The organism is uncultured Corynebacterium sp., assembly GCF_937999985.1.
In the GTDB taxonomy this organism is placed as follows: Bacteria; Actinomycetota; Actinomycetes; order Mycobacteriales; family Mycobacteriaceae; genus Corynebacterium.
Map to the genome: position 1 here is coordinate 1 of NZ_CALLDG010000205.1, position 23,357 is coordinate 23,357.

21 protein-coding genes are annotated in these 23,357 nt (G+C 62.3%); 14 read left to right on the plus strand and 7 right to left on the minus strand.

Translation table 11 applies throughout. From position 1 onward, the window contains the following. The first annotated feature begins 269 nt into the window (after positions 1–269). The 9 genes from Q0331_RS10180 (at position 270) to deoC (ending at position 11,019) form a co-directional block, all read left to right on the plus strand. Positions 270–1,028: an HAD family phosphatase gene (locus Q0331_RS10180; RefSeq protein WP_298076235.1), complete on the plus strand. Its 759-nt coding sequence runs from the start codon at positions 270–272 to the stop codon at positions 1,026–1,028. A 164-nt stretch (positions 1,029–1,192) separates the two neighbouring features. Then, the gene (locus Q0331_RS10185; protein ID WP_298076236.1) at positions 1,193–3,880 is read left to right on the plus strand and encodes a glycoside hydrolase family 65 protein; all 2,688 of its coding nucleotides are present in this window, start codon (positions 1,193–1,195) and stop codon (positions 3,878–3,880) included. Positions 3,881–4,213: 333 nt separating this feature from the next. Then, the gene (locus Q0331_RS10190; RefSeq protein WP_034985206.1) at positions 4,214–4,999 is read left to right on the plus strand and encodes a succinate dehydrogenase cytochrome b subunit; all 786 of its coding nucleotides are present in this window, start codon (positions 4,214–4,216) and stop codon (positions 4,997–4,999) included. 33 nt (positions 5,000–5,032) lie between these two features. Next, positions 5,033–7,066, plus strand: coding sequence for a fumarate reductase/succinate dehydrogenase flavoprotein subunit (locus Q0331_RS10195; RefSeq protein ID WP_298076237.1), 2,034 nt, complete (start codon positions 5,033–5,035; stop codon positions 7,064–7,066). Further along, positions 7,066–7,815, plus strand: coding sequence for a succinate dehydrogenase/fumarate reductase iron-sulfur subunit (locus tag Q0331_RS10200; protein ID WP_298076238.1), 750 nt, complete (start codon positions 7,066–7,068; stop codon positions 7,813–7,815). Before Q0331_RS10195 ends, Q0331_RS10200 begins: the two co-directional genes overlap by 1 nt. Positions 7,816–7,855: 40 nt before the next feature. Beyond that, complete coding sequence (locus tag Q0331_RS10205; protein WP_298076239.1) at positions 7,856–8,176, plus strand: hypothetical protein; 321 nt, start codon at positions 7,856–7,858, stop codon at positions 8,174–8,176. A gap of 481 nt (positions 8,177–8,657) precedes the next feature. Next, complete coding sequence (locus Q0331_RS10210) at positions 8,658–9,953, plus strand: DUF445 domain-containing protein (RefSeq protein ID WP_367274984.1); 1,296 nt, start codon at positions 8,658–8,660, stop codon at positions 9,951–9,953. 5 nt (positions 9,954–9,958) lie between these two features. Continuing rightward, on the plus strand, positions 9,959–10,273 hold the full coding sequence (locus tag Q0331_RS10215) for a DUF2516 family protein (RefSeq protein WP_298076241.1): 315 nt from the start codon (positions 9,959–9,961) through the stop codon (positions 10,271–10,273). Further along, on the plus strand, positions 10,270–11,019 hold the full coding sequence (deoC, locus tag Q0331_RS10220; RefSeq protein ID WP_298076242.1) for a deoxyribose-phosphate aldolase: 750 nt from the start codon (positions 10,270–10,272) through the stop codon (positions 11,017–11,019). Before Q0331_RS10215 ends, deoC begins: the two co-directional genes overlap by 4 nt. A 29-nt stretch (positions 11,020–11,048) precedes the next feature. Here deoC and Q0331_RS10225 read toward each other — a convergent pair whose 3' ends face one another. The 3 genes from Q0331_RS10225 to Q0331_RS10235 form a co-directional block, all read right to left on the minus strand. Beyond that, on the minus strand, positions 11,049–12,293 hold the full coding sequence (locus Q0331_RS10225; protein WP_298076243.1) for a DUF2993 domain-containing protein: 1,245 nt from the start codon (positions 12,291–12,293) through the stop codon (positions 11,049–11,051). 103 nt (positions 12,294–12,396) lie between these two features. Beyond that, positions 12,397–13,248: a class I SAM-dependent methyltransferase gene (locus Q0331_RS10230; RefSeq protein ID WP_298076244.1), complete on the minus strand. Its 852-nt coding sequence runs from the start codon at positions 13,246–13,248 to the stop codon at positions 12,397–12,399. Between the two features lie 72 nt (positions 13,249–13,320). Beyond that, a complete protein-coding gene (locus Q0331_RS10235; protein WP_005292171.1) occupies positions 13,321–13,818 on the minus strand; it encodes a DUF2505 domain-containing protein in 498 nt (165 codons plus the stop codon). Between the two features lie 23 nt (positions 13,819–13,841). Between Q0331_RS10235 and Q0331_RS10240 the strand changes: the two genes are divergently transcribed. Next, positions 13,842–15,101 (plus strand): UDP-N-acetylmuramate dehydrogenase, encoded by a 1,260-nt coding sequence (locus tag Q0331_RS10240; protein ID WP_298076246.1) that lies wholly within the window; start codon positions 13,842–13,844, stop codon positions 15,099–15,101. A gap of 6 nt (positions 15,102–15,107) precedes the next feature. On the opposite strand, the gene Q0331_RS10245 is transcribed toward Q0331_RS10240, so the two are convergent. The 4 genes from Q0331_RS10245 to Q0331_RS10260 form a co-directional block, all read right to left on the minus strand. Further along, on the minus strand, positions 15,108–15,272 hold the full coding sequence (locus tag Q0331_RS10245) for a rubredoxin (protein ID WP_239198925.1): 165 nt from the start codon (positions 15,270–15,272) through the stop codon (positions 15,108–15,110). A 51-nt stretch (positions 15,273–15,323) separates the two neighbouring features. After that, a complete protein-coding gene (locus Q0331_RS10250) occupies positions 15,324–15,629 on the minus strand; it encodes a hypothetical protein (protein WP_298076247.1) in 306 nt (101 codons plus the stop codon). Continuing rightward, entirely contained in the window at positions 15,626–16,891 is a 1,266-nt protein-coding gene (locus Q0331_RS10255) for an alkane 1-monooxygenase (RefSeq protein WP_298076248.1), read from the minus strand. Before Q0331_RS10255 ends, Q0331_RS10250 begins: the two co-directional genes overlap by 4 nt. Positions 16,892–17,336: 445 nt before the next feature. Then, positions 17,337–19,070: a long-chain-fatty-acid--CoA ligase gene (locus tag Q0331_RS10260; protein ID WP_298076249.1), complete on the minus strand. Its 1,734-nt coding sequence runs from the start codon at positions 19,068–19,070 to the stop codon at positions 17,337–17,339. A 158-nt stretch (positions 19,071–19,228) separates the two neighbouring features. On the opposite strand from Q0331_RS10260, the gene mshA reads away from it, so the two are divergent. The 4 genes from mshA to Q0331_RS10280 all read left to right on the plus strand — a co-directional run bounded on the left by mshA (position 19,229) and on the right by Q0331_RS10280 (position 23,319). Continuing rightward, positions 19,229–20,488, plus strand: a complete 1,260-nt coding sequence (mshA, locus tag Q0331_RS10265) for a D-inositol-3-phosphate glycosyltransferase (protein ID WP_298076250.1) — start codon at positions 19,229–19,231, stop codon at positions 20,486–20,488. A gap of 58 nt (positions 20,489–20,546) precedes the next feature. Then, positions 20,547–21,203, plus strand: a complete 657-nt coding sequence (locus tag Q0331_RS10270) for a YbjN domain-containing protein (RefSeq protein ID WP_298076251.1) — start codon at positions 20,547–20,549, stop codon at positions 21,201–21,203. Positions 21,204–21,267: 64 nt separating this feature from the next. Further along, positions 21,268–22,032: a phosphoglyceromutase gene (locus Q0331_RS10275; RefSeq protein ID WP_298076253.1), complete on the plus strand. Its 765-nt coding sequence runs from the start codon at positions 21,268–21,270 to the stop codon at positions 22,030–22,032. A gap of 21 nt (positions 22,033–22,053) precedes the next feature. Further along, positions 22,054–23,319 (plus strand): cell wall metabolism sensor histidine kinase WalK, encoded by a 1,266-nt coding sequence (locus tag Q0331_RS10280; RefSeq protein WP_298076255.1) that lies wholly within the window; start codon positions 22,054–22,056, stop codon positions 23,317–23,319. The last annotated feature ends 38 nt before the right edge of the window (positions 23,320–23,357 follow it).

A 23,357-nucleotide genomic window follows, 5' to 3' on the forward strand; every position in this document is an offset into this window, starting at 1 on the left:
GCCGATCCTGCACGCCCGTCGTTTGGAGTTCAAGGCTAAAAACGGCATCGCCTAAAGCCTCGCGCGAGGCTAACGCTGCCTGAAGCGTTAAGGATCTAACCGCCGGTGTGAGCCCGCCTCACTCGGCGGTTTTCCTATGCCCAATTCCGTGCAGCTTCCTTGCAACTTCCTTACACGGACAGTTGTCCGACCCCTGGTTAGACTGGTGGACACACGAACACGCACGTACGAACGCACATGTACCAAGGCGTCCCGGAAGGAGCCCGACTTTGTCCGTCACCACCTTTGGCACCCCGCCCGCCCGATCTCTTTTTGATTTTGACGCCGTACTTTTCGACCTCGACGGTGTGATCACCCCGACCGCAGAGCTCCACCGTCAGGCGTGGGCACGGATGTTCAGTGCGTTCCTGGAGGCCAAGGGAGCCAAGCCCTACACCGAGCAGGATTACTTTGACTACCTGGATGGCCGCCGCCGCGACGAGGGCGTGGCCGCCCTGCTGGCCAGCCGTGACATTGAGGTTCCGGAGGGCAACCCGGACGATAACGCGGATCAGGACACGATCCACGGACTGGGAGCTCGCAAGAACGCGGACTTCCTGAAGCTGGTGGAGGAAGGCATGCAGGCCTACGAGGGCTCCGTGCGGCTGCTGGATGCCATCCAGGATCGCGTCGCAGCGGGGGAGAAGGCTCCGCAAATCGCTATCGTCTCCTCCTCGAAGAACGCCCGCCCGGTGCTTAAGGCGGCGGGGCTGCTCGATCGGTTTGAGGTTGTTGTGGATGGCGTGGTGGCGTCCGAAAAGAACCTGCCGGGTAAGCCCGCACCAGATACGTACCTGTATGGCGCACAGCAGCTCGGCGCCAGTGCAGAGAACGCGGTGGTGGTGGAGGACGCCACCAGTGGTGTGGCCAGTGGAAAGGCCGGCAAGTTCGGGCTGGTGATCGGCGTGGATCGCGGGGCGGGCGCGGAGGCGCTGCACGAACGCGGCGCGGACATCGTGGTCGACGATCTGGCGGACCTGCTGGGCTAGAGTACGTGGCCGGGGGCTAACACGCAGAACCTTTACACGCTGAGCCTTTAGACGAACAACCGGCACAGAACTGCAAAGACTTACGCAGGTTTACATAGGCTTACGCAGGCTTATAAAGAAGTAGACGGAACTAGACAGAACTAGACGGAGAAACCGGAAACACTATGGGAATCAACGCGCAACGACAGACCAAGCGCAGCCCGGAAGACCAGCGGCTGAAGGACTTCCTAGCAACTCGCCGAGAGGGAGCGGAGCCGGGTTATAAGCGACCGGTCGACGGTGGCGATCTGCGTGCGGAGGGCTTCCGCGCCGACCGGAAACACAGCGCCGTCGATCCGCTGGAGTCTGTGGACCGTAATAACAACCCGGTTGACGAATGGGCGCTGATCGAGACCCGTCCGAACTCCATGGACCTTGGTGTTTCCGAAACCCTCTTCGCGCTGTCCAACGGCTACCTGGGGCTGCGCGGCAACCCGGAAGAGGGGCGCGATTCCAAGACTCACGGAACATTTATCAATGGCGTGCATGAGACCTGGGACATCGAGCACGCGGAGGACGCCTACGGCCTGGCGCGTACGGGGCAGAGCATCGTCTCGGTGCCGGATGCGAAGGCCATGCGACTGTACATCGACGACGAGCCGCTGCGCCTGGGCAATGCAGAGGTCATGGAATACAACCGCAGCCTGGACTTCCGCGAGGGCGTGCTGCGCCGCAGCCTGGTCTGGCGCACTCCGGGCGGCAAGCACGTGCGCGTGACCTCCGAGCGCATGGTGAGCTTTCAGGAACGCCACCTGGCACTGCAATCCCTGGAGGTCGAGCTGCTGGATGCGCCGGCCGCCGTTGTGGTCTCTTCCCAGTTGCTGAACCGCGAGGATGGCCAGGGCGAGTTCCCGGATAATAACGCTCGCGTGGCCGGCGAGGAGGGCTTCGACCCGCGCAAGGGCGAGCAGTTCCAGGATCGCGTGTTCATCCCGAAGTACCAGTCCAGCGCGGAGCCGGAGCGCGCCACGTTGGGCTATCAGATCAACCACTCGGGCATGACCGTGACGGTTTCTATGGACCACATCCTCGACATCGACAACCCCTCGGATGAGACGGACACGGGCGTGGACACCGGAGTGGAGGTCTCCACGGAGGTGGAAGAGGACGTTGCTCGCGTGACGTACCACCTGAACGGTAAGAAGGGGATGAAGATGCGCCTGGAGAAGTTCACGGCGTATCACTCTTCCCGCCACGTGGCCCCGCAGGAGCTCGCGTTCCGCTGCGCGCGCACCATCAACCGTGCGAAGTCGGTGGGCTTTCAGAACCTGATGGATAACCAGGCCGAGTGGCTGGCTCGCTTCTGGGAGCGCTCCGACGTGCGCATCGCCGGCCAGCCCGCGCTGCAGCAGGCGGTGCGCTGGAATATCTTCCAGCTGATCCAGGCCTCCGCCCGCGCGGAGACCAACGGTGTGCCGGCAAAGGGCATGACCGGCTCCGGCTACGGCGGCCACTATTTCTGGGATACGGAGATCTACGTGATGCCGTTCCTGTGCTACACCAACCCCAACCTGGCGCGCAACGCCCTGCGCTTCCGCTATGACATGCTGCCCGCGGCCAAGCAGCGCGCGCTGGAGTTGTCGCACGACGGCGCCCTGTTCCCGTGGCGCACCATCAACGGTCAGGAATCCTCGGCCTACTACGCGGCGGGAACCGCGCAGTACCACATCGATGCCGACATCGCGTTTGCGCTGATGAAGTATGTCTACGCAACCGGCGATACGGAGTTTCTGCTGCAGCAGGGCATCAGCCTTCTAGTGGAGACTGCACGGTTCTGGATGTCCATCGGCTTCTTCAACAGCAAGCAGGATAAGTTCGAGATCCACTCCGTGACTGGCCCGGACGAGTACACGACCGTGGTGAACAACAACCTGTACACAAACGTGATGGCCCAGTACAACCTGGAGGTCGCGGCGGCAGTCGTACGCCAGACGGAAAAGGAGCGCCCGGAGGAATACCGCAACCTGCAGAACCTGAAGCACATTACGCAGGCCGAGGTGGACCTCTGGCGCAAGGCTGCCGAGTGCATGTACATCCCGTACAACGACGAGCTGAAGGTAAACCCCCAGGACGACCAGTTCCTGCATCGCCGCATCTGGGACCTGGACGATCCGGAGGTCGGCCCGAAGCGCCCGCTGCTGCTGCACTACCACCCGCTGACGATCTACCGCTATCAGATTTTGAAGCAGGCTGACGTGGTGCTGGCACTGTTCCTGCAGGGGCAGCGCTTCTCCACCGAGGTCAAGCGCGCGGACTACGACTACTACGACATCCTGACCACGGGAGATTCCACCCTGTCGGCCGTCGTGCAGTCCATCATCGCCGCGGAGCTGGGCTACAAGGACAAGGCCGAGGAGTTCTTCTACCGCGGTCTGTTCGTGGACATGGGCGACCTGCACCACAACGCCTCCGACGGCGTGCACATCGCCTCGTGCGGTGGTGCGTGGACGGCGCTGACCAATGGCTTCGGCGGGTTCCGCGATTTCTATGGGCAGTTCACTATCGACCCACGCCTGCCGGACGACTGGGAGTCCCTGACCTACCACATCACCCTGTACGGCGAGCGCCTGCGCGTGGAGGTTCGCCCCGGCGAGGTCGAGCTGGTGCTAGAGGAGGGCGACCGCAAGGTCGGTCCGATCTGGGTTATGGGCGAGGAGGTCGTCGTCGGCCATGAGCCCGTCGTTGTGAAGGGTGCGACGCTGCTCAGTGAACACCGCGCCGACGGAGCAGATGAGGCCAACGGTGCCGGTGCTGCAGGTGCTGCTGACGGCAGTTCTTCGCCTGTCTCTCCGGACCACCGGGTAAACCTATAAAAATATATATTTTCTGACGCCCACCGCCAGTGCGCGCCGCCACCCCCACATTCCCTGTGAGGTAGGTGCTGGGTGTGCGGCGGTTGGGGCGTGGCGTCAATACGAAAGAAACAGGGCGACCCCCGAAAACCGTGTGACCAGTGTGACGCCGCGCGGTAACAGCCTCTTAGGGGGAATCTAACAGTACGGTCGTACCGTTATGGGTATTTTTGCAAGGTTTGTATTGCGGAAATGCTATACCCCATAACGGGGTGTAAGAGTGGGAATATGCAGGTACACGAGTAGTCCGAGGGGGGCTAAAGCACATACAGTGTCTATGACACTGGAGGTGCCATGACTGTTAAATATGACGACCGTGAGGCAATCGCTCACGGAAAACTGAGAACTTCGAGCCTGCGCGAGAAGCCAGGCTTCCCTTCGTGGGCGATGAAGCTGACGATGGCCATCACGGGCATCATCTTTGCGCTATTCGTCCTGGTTCACATGGTTGGAAACCTGAAGGTTTACATGGGGGCCGAATCCTTCAACACCTACGCCGACTTCCTGCGTGAATTCGGCTACCCGCTGCTGCCGCACGAGTCCTTCCTGTGGGTTGCTCGTATCGTGCTGCTGGTATGCCTGATCCTGCACGTATGGTGCGCATTTGCACTGACCAGCCGTGCCCACCAGTCCCGCGGTCGTTACCGCCGCAAGGGAATGGTCAGCAGCTGGAACACCTTTACCGCCCGCAGCATGATCGTCACCGGCATCGTGCTGCTGCTGTTCATCATCTTCCACATCCTGGATCTGACGATGGGTGTAAAGCCGGTCGCTTCCGAGGACTTCCAGGGGCCGACTGACGGCGCACACGCTGCCTACCAGAACCTGATTGCGTCCTTCGACCGCCCGGCTGTAGCTATCTTCTACATCCTGGCGATGCTGATCCTTTTCATGCACCTGTCCCACGGCATCTGGACTGCCACCTCGGACCTGGGCATCACCGGCCACCGCACCCGCAAGGTCATGCTGTGGATCGCTTACCTGCTGCCCGCGATCGTAATGATCGGCAACATCTCCATCCCGCTGGCTGTGATGTTTGGGTTGGTTGATCAGGTCCCGTTCGTCCCGGCTGGGCAATAACGGCGAGTCTGGTTACAAGGAGAAGAGAGTTAAATGAGCGAAGTAACTAACCACCCGCACAATCAGACCGCGGACTTCGACTACGACAAGGCCGTCGCCGCTTTCACTGCGCCGGAATCCGTCGTCGAGGGCGTGACCGTCGGCAAGGTTCTGAAGGACAACGCACCCCACGTAGTCGGCCAGGACAAGCAGTGGCAGTATGCGAAGGAGCACTTCGGAATGGTGTCTCCGCTGAACCGCAACAAGTTCCGCATCCTCATCGTCGGCACCGGCCTGGCCGGTGGCGCTGCAGCCGCCGCACTCGGCGAGCTGGGATACGACGTCAAGGTGTTCACCTACCACGACTCCCCGCGCCGCGCGCACTCCATTGCTGCGCAGGGTGGTGTGAACTCCTCCCGCGGTAAGAAGCTGGATAACGACTCCACCTACCTGCACGCTAAGGACACGGTCAAGGGCGGCGACTACCGTTGCCGCGAGAACGACTGCTGGCGCCTGGCTATGGAGTCCCCGAAGGTTATCGACCACATGAACGCTGTCGGCGCGCCGTTCTCCCGCGAGTACGGCGGCACCCTGGCAACCCGTTCCTTCGGTGGCGTTCAGGTCTCCCGCACCTACTACACCCGTGGCCAAACGGGTCAGCAGCTGCAGCTGGCCACCACCTCTGCGCTGTACCGCCAGATCGGTGCCGGCCACGTGGAGATCTTCACCCACAACGACCTGGTTGACCTGATCGTTAACAATGGCCGCTGTGAGGGCGTGATCATGCGCAACCTGCTAACCGGCGAGCTGAAGGCTCACACCGGCCACGCAACCGTGCTGGCCACCGGCGGTTACGGCAACGTGTACCACATGTCCACGCTGGCCAAGAACTCCAACGCCTCGGCCATCATGCGCGCCTACGAGCTGGGTGCATACATGGCGTCCCCGTCCTTTGTGCAGTTCCACCCGACGGGCCTGCCGGTGAACTCCACCTGGCAGTCCAAGACGATCCTGATGTCCGAGTCGCTGCGTAACGACGGCCGCATCTGGACTCCGAAGAAGAAGGGCGACGACCGCAAGCCGAACGACATCCCGGAGGACGAGCGCGACTACTTCCTGGAGCGCCGCTACCCGGCCTTCGGCAACCTGGTTCCGCGTGACATCGCTTCCCGCGCCAACGCTCAGCAGATTAACGCTGGCTACGGTGTGGGCCCGATGAAGAACTCCGTGTACCTGGATCTGGGTGACGCTATCCAGCGCCTGGGCAAGGACACGATCCGCGAGCGCTACTCCAACCTGATCCAGATGTACGAAGAGGCCATCGGCGAGTCCGCTTACGAGACCCCGATGCGCATTGCCCCGACCTGCCACTACACCATGGGTGGCCTGTGGACTGACTTCAACGAGATGACGTCCATCGACGGTCTGTTCTGCTCTGGCGAGTCCTCCTGGATGTACCACGGCGCGAACCGCCTGGGTGCTAACTCCCTGCTGTCCTCCTCTGTGGAGGGCTGGTTCACCCTGCCGTTCACCATCCCGAACTACCTGGCACCGCACCTGGGCGAGGAGATTCCGGCCGCCGATTCCCCGGCAGCTCAGGAAGCCCTGCAGCGTGCTAAGGACCGCATCGAACGTCTGACCACCATCAAGGGCGACAACCCGCACGGTCCGGAGTACTACCACCGCCAGCTGGGCGAGATCCTGTACTTCTCCTGTGGTGTGTCCCGCAACGTGAAGGACATGAAGGACGGCATCGAGAAGATCCGCGCCCTGCGCAAGGACTTCTGGGCGAACGTCCACATCCCGGGCGGTACCGAGGAAATGAACCAGACCCTGGAGTACGCAACCCGCGTTGCCGACTACCTGGATCTGGGTGAGCTGATGTGCGTGGACGCACTGGACCGCGACGAGTCCTGTGGTGCCCACTACCGCGATGACCACCTGTCCGAAGACGGCGAGGCAGAGCGTGACGATGACAACTGGTGCTTCGTCTCCGCCTGGGAGCCGAATGGCGAGAACAAGTTCATCCGCCACTCCGAGCCCCTGTACTTCGACCGTATCCCGCTGATGACAAGGAATTACAAGTAATGAAACTGCATCTTGAAATCTGGCGTCAGGCGGGCCCGAATGCCGAAGGCCACTTCGAGTCTGTTGACGTTGACGACGCTGCAGAGCAGATGTCCATCCTGGAGCTGCTCGACCACGTAAACAACAAGTACGTTGAGGACGGCAAGGAGCCCTTTGCCTTCGCCTCGGACTGCCGTGAGGGTATCTGTGGTACCTGTGGCCTGATGGTCAACGACCGCCCCCACGGCCCGGACCAGAACAAGCCGGCCTGCCAGCAGCGCCTGGTTTCCTTCAACGATGGCGACACCATCAAGCTGGAGCCGCTGCGTTCCGCTGCGTACCCGGTTATCAAGGACATGGTCGTCGACCGTTCCGCACTGGATCGCGTGATGGAGAAGGGTGGCTTCGTGTCCGTAATGGCCGGCACCGCCCCGGATGCCGACTCCCTGCTGGTGAACCACTCCGACGCCGAGAAGGCACTGGACCACGCAGCCTGCATCGGCTGTGGCGCCTGTGTTGCAGCTTGCCCGAACGGTGCAGCTCACCTGTTCACCGGCGCGAAGCTGGTGCACCTGACGCTGTCCCCGATGGGGCGTGAGGAGCGCGGCAAGCGCGCCCGCAAGATGGTTGATGAGATCGAGGGTACTTTCGGTCCTTGCTCGCTGTACGGCGAGTGTGCTGACGTTTGCCCGGCGGGTATCCCGCTGACGGCTGTGTCAGCTATCACAAAGGAACGCACCCGTGCCGCTTTCCGCGGCAAGGATGACTAAGATCAACTCCAAGACAAGTATCAGAAAGTAGGAGAGAACCATGGCACTCAGTGAGAACCTGCACATGGAGCGTTACTACGTTGATGGCTACCAGCCGTCCAGCTTTGATGCGCCGCACTCTTCGCTGCAGCGCTCCCTCACTTGGATCGGCATGGGCTTTTGGCTGCTGCTGATGCCGGGTCTGGGTACCATCGTGTTCGGTCTGGCTACCAACATGTCCGGGACTCAGGAAAACGGCATGACGTACCTGATTATCGGCGTTGTAATGTCCGTTGTTGCTGTAGTTGTTGGCTCTGCGTGTATTCACGCAGGTCGCAAGAACTACCGCGACTACAAGAAACGTTCCGGCCGCATCATCTAGCGTCGGCTAGCTACTGCTAAGCACCGCCTGCCGGTGCTTGTATACACCTCCATTTGCGCAGACCGCGTCGCCTGTTTGGGTGGCGCGGTCTTGCTTCGCCCAATGTGGTTGTGCATTGGCTAATGGGGAATGTCGTTAGAACGGGAATGTGTACGCCCAGCTTCCCAACCGCCAAAAATAGTCAACGCTTTGACCAGGCGTTTTGGATAGATGAGAAGGGTTGTCTTTAACACATTCCCGATCTAGCGACATCGCAGCCGTATACCTGCTCTGGCGGCCAACACATGCGGGGATCGCTGGTGCCCAGCGGGACCCATGTTGACGCCCCAAGTGGTGCCATAATTGAACAATGACTGCTTCCGAAAACCCCACTGCATCAGGCCGACCCGAGCCTGTGCATCAGCAGCAACCAGCGGCCCAGCCAACATCGCCCCAGACCCCCAGGCCGTCATCGCCACAGGCCGCCCAGGCATCACCACACTTGGACTCACCGCTGTCCCAGGTCCCGGGTCCCGATCCGGCTACCGAGGCCGCCCGCAGGGCGGAACTGCGCAAACACAAGGCCATCGCCACCGGTCTGCTAGTCATCGCGACCCTCATCTACGTGGCCATGCGCTGGCTTGAATACCAGGGCAACCCCGGCGCCTGGATCGGCTACGTCCGCGCAGCCAGCGAAGCCGGCATGGTCGGTGCTCTCGCCGACTGGTTCGCCGTCACTGCCCTGTTCCGCCATCCGCTGCACATCCCCATCCCGCACACGGCCATCATCAAGCGGAAGAAAGACCAGGTCGGCCACGCACTCAGCGAGTTCGTGGGGGAGAACTTCCTCAATGCCGCCCTCATCAGCGATAAGCTCCGCAAGGCGCGAATCCCGGAGCGTGCCAGCGATTGGGTTGTCAACGACGGCGGCGCCAACCGAGTCTCGCAGGAGGCCGGAAAAATCATCGATCTCACAGTTAACGGCATCAACCCTCAGGAAGCAGAGCAAGTCCTCCGCGCCCTGGTCATCGACAAGCTCAGCGAACCCACCTGGGGCCCGCCGCTGGGCCGCGGCCTGGAGCAACTGATCGAGGAAGGCCGCACTGAACCCGCAGTCGACGCAATCGTCATTTGGATGGACGACAAGGCCCGCACCTCCGAAGACTTCGTTGTCCGCCTCATCGATGAGCGCACCCCGTCTTGGGCACCTCGCTTCGTCCGTGAACTCGTAGGCTCCCGCGTGTACCGCGAGCTGGTGGAATTCACCGGCGACGTTCGCCGAGATCCCAACCACGATGCCCGCCGCCAGCTGCGCTCGTTCATCTACCAGCTTTCGCAGGACCTCCAGCACGATGAAAAGATGATCGCCCGGGTGGAGGGCTTCAAGAATGACGTCATGACCTCCGGGCCTGTCACCGCGATGCCCGGCCGCTTGTGGGAATCCACCCGCGCAACACTCACCGCCTGGTCCCGCGACCCAGATTCCCTACTGCGCCGGCAGATTGCGCAATGGGTGGAGGCGTATGGGCGTCGTATCCAGGAAGAGCCAGAGCTGCGCGAAGAACTAGAACGGCGCATCGTTGGCGCGGCCAGCTACCTTGCCGATAACTATGCGGGTGAGGTCACCGGCATCATCGGCGAGACGGTTGAGCGGTGGGACGCGCAGGAGGCTTCCGACAAGATCGAGCTGATGGTGGGCAAGGACCTGCAGTTCATCCGCGTGAATGGCACGATTGTGGGTGCGTTGGCTGGCCTGGCGATTTACTCCCTGACTGAGCTGATCTTTGCGTTAGGCTGAGTGGCATGCACATGGTTCTAACGGCGTTGTACTACGCATACTCGGGCATTAACTTGGCGCTGGCGGTGGCTATCTTCATCCTCGCGGCCATCGGCCTGGCGCAGCTGGCTAGCACCCGCGACGATGCCTTTATGGTTATCGACCGCGAGAAGCAGAACTGGTTGATGCTGATGGGCGGTGCGGTGGCGCTGTCTATCCTGAGTTTCTTCATCGCAATCGAGCTGCTGTGGATCATCGCGGCGGTCATCGTCGGCATTTACTGGCAGGACGTGCGCCCCGCGATCCGCGACGTGCTGGATAATTCGGGTGGTTCCTGGTGACTGCGTTCGATCGTTCTAAGGTCTCCCGCGAGGCTGTCGCCGCCATTCTGGATGCCACGTTACTGAAGCCCGAAGCATCGCGCGACGACGTGGCGGCCCTGGTGCGCGAGGCCACGGAGTTGGGGTGCGGCGCGGTGTGCGTGTCGCCCTCTATGCTGCCCCTGGGGTCTGTGGTGTCTTCGGGATCTTCGGGTGCTGACGCCACGCTGCGCGTCGCCACCGTAGCCGGGTTCCCTAGCGGCAAGCACGCCTCCTTGGTGAAGGCCACCGAGGCGCGTTATGCCGCGCAGTTGGGTGCCGAAGAGATTGATGTGGTGATCGACGTGGCGGCGGCCCTGGCGAAGGATCAGAATGCGCTTCTGGCGGAGCTGATCACCGTGCGGGAGGCCGTGCCGCACCCGCTGGTGCTGAAGGTGATCGTGGAGTCCGCACTGCTGGACGAGGAGCAGCTGCGCACTGCCGTGCGCGCGTGCGTGCAGGCGGGGGCGGACTACGTAAAAACCTCCACGGGCTTCCACCCGGCGGGTGGTGCGAGCGTGGAGGCTGTGAGCATCATGGCCGATGAGCTGCGCAAGTTGGGGAAGCTGGCGCCGTTCGGCATGGGGGAGGAAGAGCGCATCGCCGCGGGCCTGGTGGGAATCAAGGCCTCGGGTGGTATACGCGATTGGGATGCGGCCCTGGCGATGATTGAGGCGGGAGCTACCCGCCTGGGGGTTTCCGCTGCAGCGAAGGTGCTGGGCGCCTAGAAGAATCTTGGGGAGCCTAGGGGGCGCTGTTAGGCGGCCATGTCGGAGGAACCGACCGGGCCGTCCTCCTTCCAGGGGCGGGTAAGGTCCGCGTCCTCGGGATTGCCCGAGTCACTGCCGCCGGAACCACCGGATCCGCTGCCACCGTCAGAGCCGCTGCCGCCACTGGAGCCGCCGGTGGCGGAGCCCGTGTCCAGCTCGGCGAAGTTAACGTCCGTGCCGTGCATGTTTACTTCCAGCCCCTCGTCGGTGACGTTGATGGATTCGAAGTCCATGCCGCCCTGGACATCAGCGGGGATGGAGTCCTCCAGCTGCGACTCCATCTCCTTGGTGAAGGATTCCGGAAGGTCGATACCCAGCAGGGAGACGTTTTCCATCTCCATCTTCATCTGCCCGTCTTGGATGACTGGCTTGACCTCGAAGGTCGCCAGACCGCCAGTGAGTTCGAAGCTTAGGGTCTGCTTGTCCGGGTTGGGACGCACGTCAGTGATCTGCAGGAACCCAGCCAGCGGGTTGTCCTCATCCCCACCGCCGTCGCTGGCGCTTTCGGAGGCCTGAGCCAGCAGCATCTCCTTGGTAATGACCGTCCGCAGTCGCAGGTCGCCCACCACGGCGTTATCGGGGTTGTCGGTATCCATCTTCATGTCCCGCAGCTCCAGGTGAACCGCGGGCTCGCCGGTGATCCGGGGCTTGGACTTATCCTGCCCCTCGTAGGTGATGTCCAGCGTGGAGGGGATGTCGACCGTCATCTGGGGGATCTTGCCCTGCACAATTCCTAGCAGCACTGGGGAAGCGCCCAGGGAAATATCCGGATCCACGGGTTCGGACACGCCGGATTCCTGCTGTTGCTCCCTAAACGCGCTCTGAATCTGGTCCTTCATGAACCAGCGGAGGCCAAACTCGGCGAGGAGCAGCAGCAAAACAACGACAAGCAAGAATCCGATAAGGACCTTCAGCCAAAGCTTGCTCTTCTTTGGCTGCTGCTGGTACATATTCTGCGGTGGCTGACCGTACGCGCCCACCTGGCCGTAGGCGCCCTGCTGCCCCGGCTGGCCAAACTGCAGCTGCTGGTTCGGCTGGCCCGCCTGGCCCTGCTGTCCCCGCGGGGCGCCGTACCCAGAGCCGTACTGGTTCGGGTTGCTGTTGCCGCTGGTGTTCCAGACAGCCGTCTGGTTCTCGTTGCCACCGGTGTTAGCGCCGGCGCCGACGGCGCCATTGCTGCCGTTGCCGGCATTGGAGGACGGATTCTGTGAAGGGTTTTGTGGGTTAGTCACCCGTATCAGTGTTCCTTATCGTCGGGGCTGTGCCAACCCGTATCTTAGCCCCAGCCCACTTTTGAGCCCATAGTTAAGACAAGAGTTGGCAGCGAACAGATAGCTAACGCACAGGCTCGTAGACCATTGACCATGGCAAGGTAATTGAATTATCCGCCAAGCGGCGGCGCGGGTTGAGCCGCGCCGCGGGAGAGCGGGCGTCACCAAAAGAACCCAAGAACTCCTGCTTCGCCGAGCGCCACCGTACCCGTGGCCCAAAGACGGCCAGGGGTGCGGCGCGTTCCCAGCAGCGGTCGAGCTCCGTGAGGACGTCGTAGATGAGGTGGCCGGGGGTGTTGCGGTGAATCAGGATCTTCGGCAGGCGTTCGGCCAGGTCGGAGGGTTTTTCGATGTCCTGCGGGTCCCATGCGAGAGTCAGGGACTGCGGGCCGGCCTCATCCAGGAGTACCCAGCAGGAGCGGCGGCCGACCTCGTCGCAGGTGCCCTCGATGATCACGCCACCGGGGCGCAGGTTCGCACGCATCGTGTCCCACGCGGCCTGCACCTGGTCCACGTCGTATTGGCGCAGCACGTTAAAGGCGCGCACAACGTCCGCCTGCAATCCCGCTAACTCGAAGCCGCCGAGGGCGAAGTGCACGCCCTCGCGGTCGGGGAGCACGCGGGAAGGCTCGATCTCCAGGCCGGTGACCTCCACCGAGGGAGCAATAGTCCGCAGCCACCGAGCCCACTCGCAGGTAGTGGTATGGGAAGCCCCGTAGCCGACGTCGACGGCCACGGGGTTGCGGTGCTCGTGCAGCACGGCACCCCGCAGCTGGGCCTGTACCCGCGGCTGCGCCACCAGCCAGCGGTCGGACTTGCGCAGACGGTTGTAGCCAGTCGTTCCGCGGGTAGGGACGCCAACAGGCCCGTCCGTATTCCACGAACGGGCCTTGAGATTGTGGGCGTGGTCAGCCACGCGGGTTAACCGAGCCTTTCAGGTGAGTGAGTAGGTTTTCGTTAAAGGTCCAGGCAGAGCCTATGCCGGGCTTTAAGCGTTGTCGCTGATCCACTTCTGGATCAGGGCGGCCTCGCGGGTCAAGAACTCCTCCACCCACTCGGCAACCTTCGGCTCCAGGACGGCGCCCATCATCGGGATCTTCACGTCCACGGCGCAGTCGGCCTTCAGCTCGGTGGAGTCACCGGAGCCGTTCAGGGTGACATCTGCGGAGAAGGAAACCGGTGCGCCCTTGACCTCTGCGTTGACCTTACCGGTGGTGGTGCCGTCAGCCAGCGGGCCGAACTCGACGACGCGCTTGAGCTTCAGATCCTGGGAAACCATGCCGCGCACAGCCTCCGGCAGAGCGGACTTCGGCAGCAGCTCGAAGAGGACGGCCTCGATCGGCTCAGGGGTAAAGGAGTTTACCTCGCCAGGCTCGTCGCCGATGTTCTCGACCTCGTATGCCCAGTAGTTCGCGGAGGACAGTGCCTCGTAGACCTTTTCAATGGGGAAGTTAATCGTTGCAGTGTTCTCGCTGTGAGTAGTCATGCCAACAGACTACCTTTAGTGATGTGACTGATTCGACAAATAACGCACATTTCACGTCCGAAGAACGCGCACGCCATCTTCTGGAGCGCCTCAGTGGCACCGGTGCCGACCCGGTTTCCATCCCCGGCACACGGGTGACCAGCCGTTCCTTCGCCGAAATGACCACCCTGCGCATCGGCGCCGCACCCGCCGGGGTTGTCGAGTGCTCTTCAGCGGAGGCTGTCGCCCAGGTCGTTTCTTTTTTGGACGCCCACACACAGCCGCTGCTTGTCGTCGGCGGTGGATCGAACCTCGTGGTGGGCGAGGGGCATGAGGTATCCCAGCTGGTCGTGGTGCTGTTGAGCGCGGGCGACGGGGACGTTTTGCTTGATTGCGAGACCGGACTGGTGCGGGCCTTCGCGGGAGTTGAATGGGATCAGCTGGTGGCCGCGACGGTGGAGGCCGGGCTCGGCGGGTTGGAGTGTCTGAGCGGGATTCCTGGCTCCGTGGGCGCCACACCTGTGCAGAACGTTGGCGCGTATGGTGCGGAGGTTGCGCAGGTGCTGCGGCGCGTGCAGTTGTACGACCGCACGAGCGGTGAGCTCGAGTGGGTGGAACCTTCCGCCCTGGACCTGGGGTATCGCTACTCGAACCTGAAGTTCACTTCGCGGGCTGTGGTGACGGCAGTGGAGTTCCAGCTAACCACCGACGGGCTGAGCGTGCCACTGCGCTTCGGCGAGCTGGCGCGACGCTTGGGCGTGGATGCGGACGAGGCTGCCGCCGGGGAGATCCGCCGGCCCGCTGCAGACGTGCGCCAGGCCGTGCTGGAACTGCGCGCGGGCAAGGGCATGGTTCTGGATGCGGGGGACCACGATACGTGGTCGGCAGGGTCCTTCTTCACGAATCCGATTGTCACTGGCGAGGAGGCGCGCGACGCGGTTGTGGCCGCCGTGCGGAAGAAGTGCGGAGATGCCGAGGCGGAGTCGATGCCCCTGTACCCGGTAAAGGGTGGCGGTGCTGGTACTGGAGCCGGCGCGGCTGCTGACGCGGGCGCAGGCGAGCCGCAGTTCAAGTTCTCGGCGGCGTGGCTGATCGAACGCGCCGGGTTTGCGAAGGGCTGGCACGTGCCGGGGAATGATCGCGCCTCCCTGTCCACCAAGCACACCCTGGCCCTAACCAACCGCGGTTCCGCGACCAGCGCGGATGTGGTGGCGCTGGCGCGCGCCGTGCGAGCCGGAGTGCGCGAAGCCTTCGGAGTAGTTCTGGAGCCGGAGCCGATCTGGGTCGGCGTGAGCATCGACTAGCTGGAACTAGCCGACCAGCTCGAAATCGACTTTGTCGCGGACGCCACAGTCCGGGCAGAACCAGTCATCCGGCACCTCGGACCACGGGGTGCCGGGGTCGAAGCCCTCGGCGGGATCGCCTACGGCCTCATCGAATCGATAGTCACAGACGGGGCACTGGAAAACGGACATGGGGGGACTCCTTCGCTTGGACTGAAGTGGTTGGGGTTGGGGCTAGGGGCGTCATTTAGAAGCAGCGTTGGCCGCGCGGTTCTTGTCGGTGAACTTGCGCTGCTTCGGACGAGGGATTTCGTACGTCGAGGGCTGGCCGGGGCCGCGCCACAAGCCGGCGATCCCGGGGATAAGGAAGAAGAGGCTGATTACCAGCGGCCAAGGTACGACGTTGCTCAAAGCGGGCGCGCCGAACAAACCCAAAACCGCGAGTAGGAGGAAGAAAGCGCCGATTGCCGTCCCTACGCCACTAAGCACATAGTGGATGGTTGGGTTGGGCGGGTTGATGGTGGTTCCGGTTGGGGTGGTCGTGCTCATCGCTGCCACCTCGCAGCCATCTTTTCTTCCTTGCCAGGCAGGACATTCGCCTTGGCGACGTCGTAGTTGTAGTGCTTCATTAGGCGACTATCCATGACCTTGAACCACAGCGGCGGAATCGAAGCCATGGCGATCATCGTCGCATAGCCAGCCGGCAGTTCCGGAGCCTTCACATCCGAGCGCAGCGACTGGTAGCGGCGCGTCGGGTTCGCGTGGTGATCCGAGTGGCGCTGCAGCTGGTAGAGGAAAATATTGGTGGTCAGATTATCGGAGTTCCAGGAATGCTCCGGGGTACAGCGCTCGTAGCGGCCATCCGGCTGCTTCTGACGCAACAGGCCGTAGTGCTCCAGGTAATTCACGAACTCCAGCAGGGCGATGCCCAGCACGGCCTGGATGAGCATCCACGGCAGAATGTAGATGCCGAAGGCGATGAACAGCCCGCCCCAGACCAGCACGGTAACCAGCCAAGCGTTCAGCACCTCATTACTGAGGTGGAATTGGGACTTGCCCTTGCGTGCCAGGCGTTTCTTCTCGATATTCCAGGCGCGCGGGATCTGGTGGGGGATGGAGCGAACCAGGTAGGTGTAGACGTTTTCGCCCATGCGGGAGCTCACCGGGTCCTCCGGGGTGGCGACCTTAACGTGGTGGCCCTTGTTGTGCTCGATGTAGAAGTGCCCGTAGGCGGGGACGGCCAGGGTGATCTTGCCCATCCAGCGCTCGAAGCTGCCCTTCTTGTGGCCCAGTTCGTGGGCGGCTACGATGCCGATGCCGGAGCTCATGCCCATCGACCAGGCGAGGCCCAGGCGGTCGATCATCGACAGCTCCGAGCTGGTCCACAGGTAGCAGCAGGCAATGAGGCTGGCCAGCATGATGGGGAAGTAAAGGTACGTGACCACCCGGTAGTACTTGGTTTCTTCCAGCCAGGGGACGAATTCCTCCGGTACGTTCTCGCCATCGCGGCCGAGGATGACGTCGGCCAGTGGGATCAGGATAAACACCGCAATAGGTCCGGCCCACCAGGTGATGTGAATCAGCAGGTCGGGGCCGTTGATAGCCTTCAGCCAGGAGGCAACGCCCCACACGATCAGCGGAATGGCCGCCGGGAAGAGGCTGAAAGTCCAGGCGTACTTCTTGGAGTCCTTCCAGCCGGGCGGGCGCTTGGCTTGGGCCGCGCCGGGGGAGGTGCTAGGGGAGGCGCTAGCGCCTCCGGCTGGGGTGCCCGCGCCCTTGGCTGTGTGCGCTGGGTTTTGCGTGGTTGTCATCGTCGACTCACCTGCATTTCTGTGCGTATTGATGGCGTTCGGTTGGTATTCAGTTGGTGTTTAGTTGGCGTACGGGTGCCGTACGGGTGGCGCGTGGATGACGAAGCATTTCAATTCGCGCATGTGATACAGATTACAGTATTGTTTTCGCAACAATATAAATCTGGGTAACTCTGGACCCTAAAGGTGGTTTATTGGGGTGTCTTAGGAATGAAATGTCGTTAGAACGGGAATCTGTAATTGAAAAAGCCGCCTACCAAAACTGTGCAACGTCCCGACCTGCTTCTTTGCGCAAATGGGAATAATTGCCTTTAACGCATTCCCGTTCTAGCGACATTCGGCGCTTAGGGAGCTAAGAAAGCCGAAACCCGAGCCCGACGCATTCGCCGAACTCGGGAAGGGCTAGAAGAAAGAGTTAGAAGATTAGAAGAGGGGAAATGTTCGCCTACAGCATTGTCATGATCAGATCCTTAACCTCTCGCCGGCGGATTTTGCCGATCAGGTCGGCCGGCATTTCGTCGATGACGAAGTAGCGGCGCGGCACCTTGTAGCGGGTCAGGCCTTCGCGAGCCCACTCACGGATGGCCTCCTTGTCGAAGTCGGCCTCGCTCACGCCGTCCTCCAGGACAATAGCGGCGACAACCTCCTCGGAGCCGTCGTCCTGAGGCAGGCCAACCACGCCGGCCTTCTGGATCTGCTCGTGTTCCTCCAGGAACTCCTCCACCTCGGCGGGGTAAACGTTGAATCCGCCGGTAATAATCATTTCCTTGATGCGGGAGACGATCTTGATGAACCCGTCCGGCTCCATCACGGCCATGTCACCAGTGCAGAACCAGTCTTCGTAGAATGGCTGATCCTCATCCGGGATGTTGATGTACCCGTGGAAAACCTGGCGGCCGCGGGCCAGTAGTTCACCCGGCTCGCCGTCCGGCATGGTCTTGCTGAAGTCGTTCGGGTCGGCCACGCGCATTTCCGTATCCGGGAACGGGATGCCGATGTAGCCCGCGCGGCGCTCCGGGGTGACGGGGTTCGCAACGAGGATCGGGCCGGACTCGGTCAGGCCATAGCCCTCCACGATCTTGCCGCCCGTCTTCTTCTCCCACTCCAGGGTGGTGTGCACCGGCAGCGGCGCCGCACCGGACAGAGCGTTGGCGATTCCGCGCAGGTCCAGGTTGTGCTCATCCGCGGCAGCCAGGATCTTGTCGTACAGGGTAGGTACACCCGGCATGTAGGTGGGGGTCTCGCGCTTCAGCTGATCCACAATCAGCGGAATCTCCGGCTTCGGCAGTAGTAGCAGCTTGCCGCCGGTGGATACGGCCAGTGCGGCGGTCAGCGTCAGGCCGTAGATGTGGAACAAGGGGAGGGCGGCGAGAAACTTCTCCTGACCACGCTCGCCGATGCCGCTGATCCAGGACTGTCCCTGGACAACGTTGGACATGACGTTGCCGTGCGTCAGCTGCGCGCCCTTGGGCTTACCGGTCGTACCGGAAGTGAAGAGGATGAACGCAGGGGAGTCCTGTGTCGTCTCCGGGCAGTTTTCGATGTCGGATCCATCGCCGCCGAACTTGGCACTCAGTAGCTGAGAAAACGGGATGGTGCCCGGCGCCTCGCCGTGCAGCTGGTCGCGCTTTTCCTTGATGGACTTGATCGGCAGCTTCAGAGCCAGGCGCTTCACCAGAGGCATCGCGTCGATCATGTTCACACTGACGACCTTCTCCAGCGGAGTGGTGCGCGAAAGCTCCTGGAACATGGGGGCGATCTTGTCCCAAACCACTGCAACCTTCGCTGCGTGGTCCTTGCAGGGGCCCTCCAGCTCGCGGGCGGTGTACAGCGGGTTGTGTTCTGCCACAACGGCGCCCAGCTTGTGAACAGCGAAGATCGTAATCAGGTGCTGCGGGCAGTTCGGCAGTGTTACGGCCACGCGGTCGCCCGGGCGCACGCCCAGCTCACGAAGGCCAGCGGCCACGCTCTTGACCTGCTTGAGGAAATCTCCGTAGGTCGTCGTCTGGCCAAAGAAGTCCAGGATGTCGGCGCTCGAGTGTTCGGCGACAGTACGGTCGAGAAGCTTAGCCATGGTGTCGTCTTGGTACTCCAGGCTGTGCGGAGTCCACTCCGCGTAGTACTTCAGGTAAGGCTTGTCCTTCCAGGCCGTTCCCTCTGGGCGCTCGGTGTCAGTCATGTAGATCCCTTAGGTCTAAAGAAACAGTCTTCAAAACGTGATGCACGTTACTTTGGCACCCTATCTAACTTTCTCATTTTCTTTGGTGGAATTAAGCAAATTTTCTGCGGACGCCACCTACCCCCAGCCTCGCTCTAACCTGGCTAAGCTTGGGCGGTATGCGCGTCGCTATGATCTCCATGCACACCTCACCCCTCGAGCAACCCGGCACGGGGGATGCCGGCGGGATGAACGTGTACATCAAAAACATTGCTGAGCAGCTGGAACGTAGGGGCGTCACCGTCGACGTATTTACCCGCGCGACTCGGCCGCTGCAGGGCGAGGTAGTCAACGTCCGCCCGGGATTAAGGGTGATCAACTGCGTGGCTGGACCGTACGAGGGGCTGTCGAAGGAGGAGCTGCCCACCCAGCTGGCGGCGTTCACAGGCTCGATCCTGGCTTTTTGCCGCGAGGAGGGGGTGAGCTACGACCTGATTCACTCGCACTATTGGCTCTCCGGACAGGTTGGGTGGCTGTTGCGCGACCTCTGGCAGGTTCCCTGGGTGCACACGGCGCACACGCTAGCGGCGGTGAAGAACAATTCCCTGGCCGACGGTGATTCGCGCGAGCCGGAATCGCGCCGCATCTGCGAACAGCAGATCGTGGACAATGCGGATCTGCTGATCGTAAACACGAACCAGGAGGTGCAGGATCTTATTGAGGGTTATGACGCCACCACGTGCGCGATCAAGGTCGTCCCACCGGGGGCAAACGTGGATCGCTTCACGCCTGGATCGGATCGTGCGACCGAGCGCTCCCGCCGCGAACTGGGCATTCCCTTCCGTACGAAGGTCATTGGTTTCGTCGGCCGGTTACAGCGGTTGAAGGGGCCGCAGGTACTGCTGCGAGCAGTCGCGGAGTTGCTGAACAGGCACCCCCAACAGCAGCTGGCTGTGGTGATCTGCGGTGGATCTTCCGGGGCTGGCGGCAACGAGCTGGAGCGACTACAGCTGCTGGCCGAGGAGCTGGGGATTAGCCGCTGCGTGCGCTTTTTGGCTCCGCGCCCGCCCGAGGAGCTGGTGGGCGTGTACCGGGCGGCGGACATTGTGGCCGTGCCCAGCTACAACGAGTCCTTTGGGTTAGTGGCGCTCGAGGCGCAGGCGTGCGGCACGCCTGTCGTGGCTACGCGCACCGGTGGCCTGCCGATTGCGGTGGAGGATGAGAAGTCCGGCCTGCTGGTGGACGGCCACGATGCGGGCGACTGGGCCGATGCGCTAGGCAAGCTGGTGTCGGATGACGATCTGCGCATTGCAATGGGGGAGTATGCCCCCAGCCACGCCGCAAAGTTCTCCTGGCGGGCATCCGCGGAAGCTCTGTACAAGCTGTACGAAGAACTGCCGCCCGCCGGCCACCGTGGGGAGCGCCAGCCTGCCGGGTAGAACCGGGGAAAATCCAAGGTGACTGCGCCGGGGCAGGCGGAAATGTAGTTTGGGGCTTATGGATCGCACACGGATTTGTGAGCTTCTGGACGAAGCGGAAGTCGAGTACACCCTCCCCGAGGGGCCGGCCGGGCACGACGGCAACGTCGTGGTCGTGCTGCCGGGCGAGAAGCGCCTGAAGACAAACTGCATCTTCATTCCGCAGGACGGCATGTTCCGCGTGGAGGCTTTTGTTTGCCGCGCGGTGGAGGAAGGCCAGGAGGAGGTCTACAAGCTGCTGCTGCACGCCAACCGCCGCAACTTTGGAGTGCACTACACGCTGGACCGGAACAACGACATCTACCTGGTGGGCCAGTTCTCGGATAACACCAGCAGCGAGGACATTCAGCGGATCCTGGGGCAGGTCCTGGAGCGGGCGGATGCGGACTTCAACCGCATCCTGGAGCGTGGCTTTGCCTCCTCTATTCGCCACGAGTGGGCATGGCGCCTGTCACGTGGTGAACCGACTATGAACCTCGCGGCCTTCGCACACCTCAAGCCCTCCGAACAGGAGGTTCAGTTGTTGGCGCCGCCACCGGGATCCAAGTTGGCGTCCGAAGCAAAGAGCCCGAGCACTCCCGACCTAGACGGCACTAGCGACGGTACGGAGCGCGGTGGTGCTGACGGCGGTGAGCAAGGCGAAGCGCAGGAAACAGAAGCAGGCTCGGAAGAATAGGCAGAATAGGCGGTGCCGCCGAATCCAGGGGCACGCGGGCGCACATCATGGCAGAATTGGGAGTATGAGCGAGCAAAACAACACCCACGGAAATCTGATTCTGCTGCGTCACGGCCAGAGTGAATGGAACGCGTCCAACCAGTTCACCGGTTGGGTAGACGTGCGACTGACCGACAAGGGCCGCGCGGAGGCGGTGCGTGGCGGCGAGATGATCAAGGAAGCTGGCCTGGAGCCGACCATCCTGTACACCTCCCTGCTGCGCCGCGCCATCACCACCGCCAACATCGCCCTCGATGCGGCGGATCGCCACTGGATCCCCGTCGTGCGCGACTGGCGCCTGAACGAGCGCCACTACGGCGCGCTGCAGGGCCTCAACAAGGCAGAGACCAAGGACAAGTACGGCGAAGAGCAGTTCATGGCTTGGCGCCGTTCCTACGACACCCCGCCGCCGGCCATCGACGCTAACAACGAGTATGCGCAGACCAACGACCCGCGCTACGCCGACCTGCCTGAGATTCCAGCTACCGAGTGCCTGCTGGACGTCGTCAAGCGCTTCATCCCGTACTACGAGGAAGAGATCGAGCCGCGCGTGAAGAACGGCGAGACCGTCCTGGTTGCCGCACACGGCAACTCCCTGCGTGCGCTGGTTAAGCACCTGGACCAGATCTCCGACGAGGACATTGCGGGCCTGAACATCCCGACCGGCATCCCGCTGGTCTACCGCATCGACGCGGATGGCAAGGTTCTGAACCCGGGTGGCGACTACCTGGATCCGGAGGCAGCTGCCGCTGGCGCCGCAGCCGTCGCCGCACAGGGCCAGGCTAAGTAAGAGCCGGGCTAAGTTATAGCCTTGGGATTTCTAACCTCAGGGGTTGCCCTTGGGCTGCTCTTTGGGCTGATCGTCGGTGTGTGCCTGGGCGCACTCGGCATGTGGGGATACCGCAAGCGAGTGAAGGCTCAGCGCAACACCCACACCCAAAGGGAGCTCGAGGGCAATCGTGTTTCCACGGTGGCGCAGGTTCTGCACTTCGCCATCCAGTCCTCGCCCGATGCGGTGGCGGTGGTGGATCGCAAGCGCAACGTTGTGCTTTCCAACCCGCGTGCCCACGAGCTGGGCCTGGTGCACGAGCGGAACCTGAACGCCGAAGCGTGGAAGATGGTGGAGCGGGTATTCGCCGACCAGGAGCCCCGCGAGCTGAACTTCCTGCCCCCACCGCGCCGCAGCAACCGACCCGTCATTGCGGTGGCCGGGCAGGTTCAGCTGCTTTCCCTTGTAGATGACCGCTTCGCGGTGGTGTACGCCACCGACGATTCCGAATCCGTGCGCATGGAATCCGCCCGCCGCGACTTCGTGGCCAACGTCTCCCACGAGCTCAAGACTCCGGTGGGGGCGATCTCGCTGCTGGTGGAGACCCTCATGTCGGTGCGTGACGACGAAGATGCCGTGGAGTATTTCGGCTCGAAGCTGATCGTCGAAGTGCGCCGCATGAACCAGATGATCACCGAGCTGATCAGCCTATCGAAACTGCAGGGTGCGGAATCGCTGCCGGACCTGGAGGTCTTGAGCATTGACAAAATCATCGAGGACGCGATTGATCGCTGCCGTTTGGCAGCCGAGGCGCGCAATATCGACCTGGTTAAGGACGGGCGTTCCGGGGCGATGGTGAAGGGCGACAAGGGACTGTTGGTTACCAGCGTCTCCAACCTTCTGACCAACGCCATCAACTATTCGCCGGAGGGCTCGCCCGTTTCTATTTCCCGCGAAGCACACGGCGATACCGTGACCATCCGTGTGACGGACCGGGGCATCGGCATTTCCCAGGACGACCAGAAGCGGGTGTTCGAGAGGTTCTTCCGCGTGGATAAGGCGCGCTCGCGCGACACGGGCGGCACGGGGCTGGGGTTGGCCATCGTGAAGCACGTGATGGCTAACCACGGCGGCAGCGTTTCCCTGTGGTCCCGGCTGGGGACAGGCTCGACGTTCACCTTGGAGCTCCCGCGCTTCCAAGAGGGCAAGGCCAAGGAGCTGCCGAGTGGCGAGATTCCGGTTATTCCGGACGCGCGGCGCCTGGACGATGCGAAGAACACAGATCCAGAAACAGTGGGCGAAGAATGACCTCCGGGTTATCTTTTGGTGATCTCACAGTGAACTGA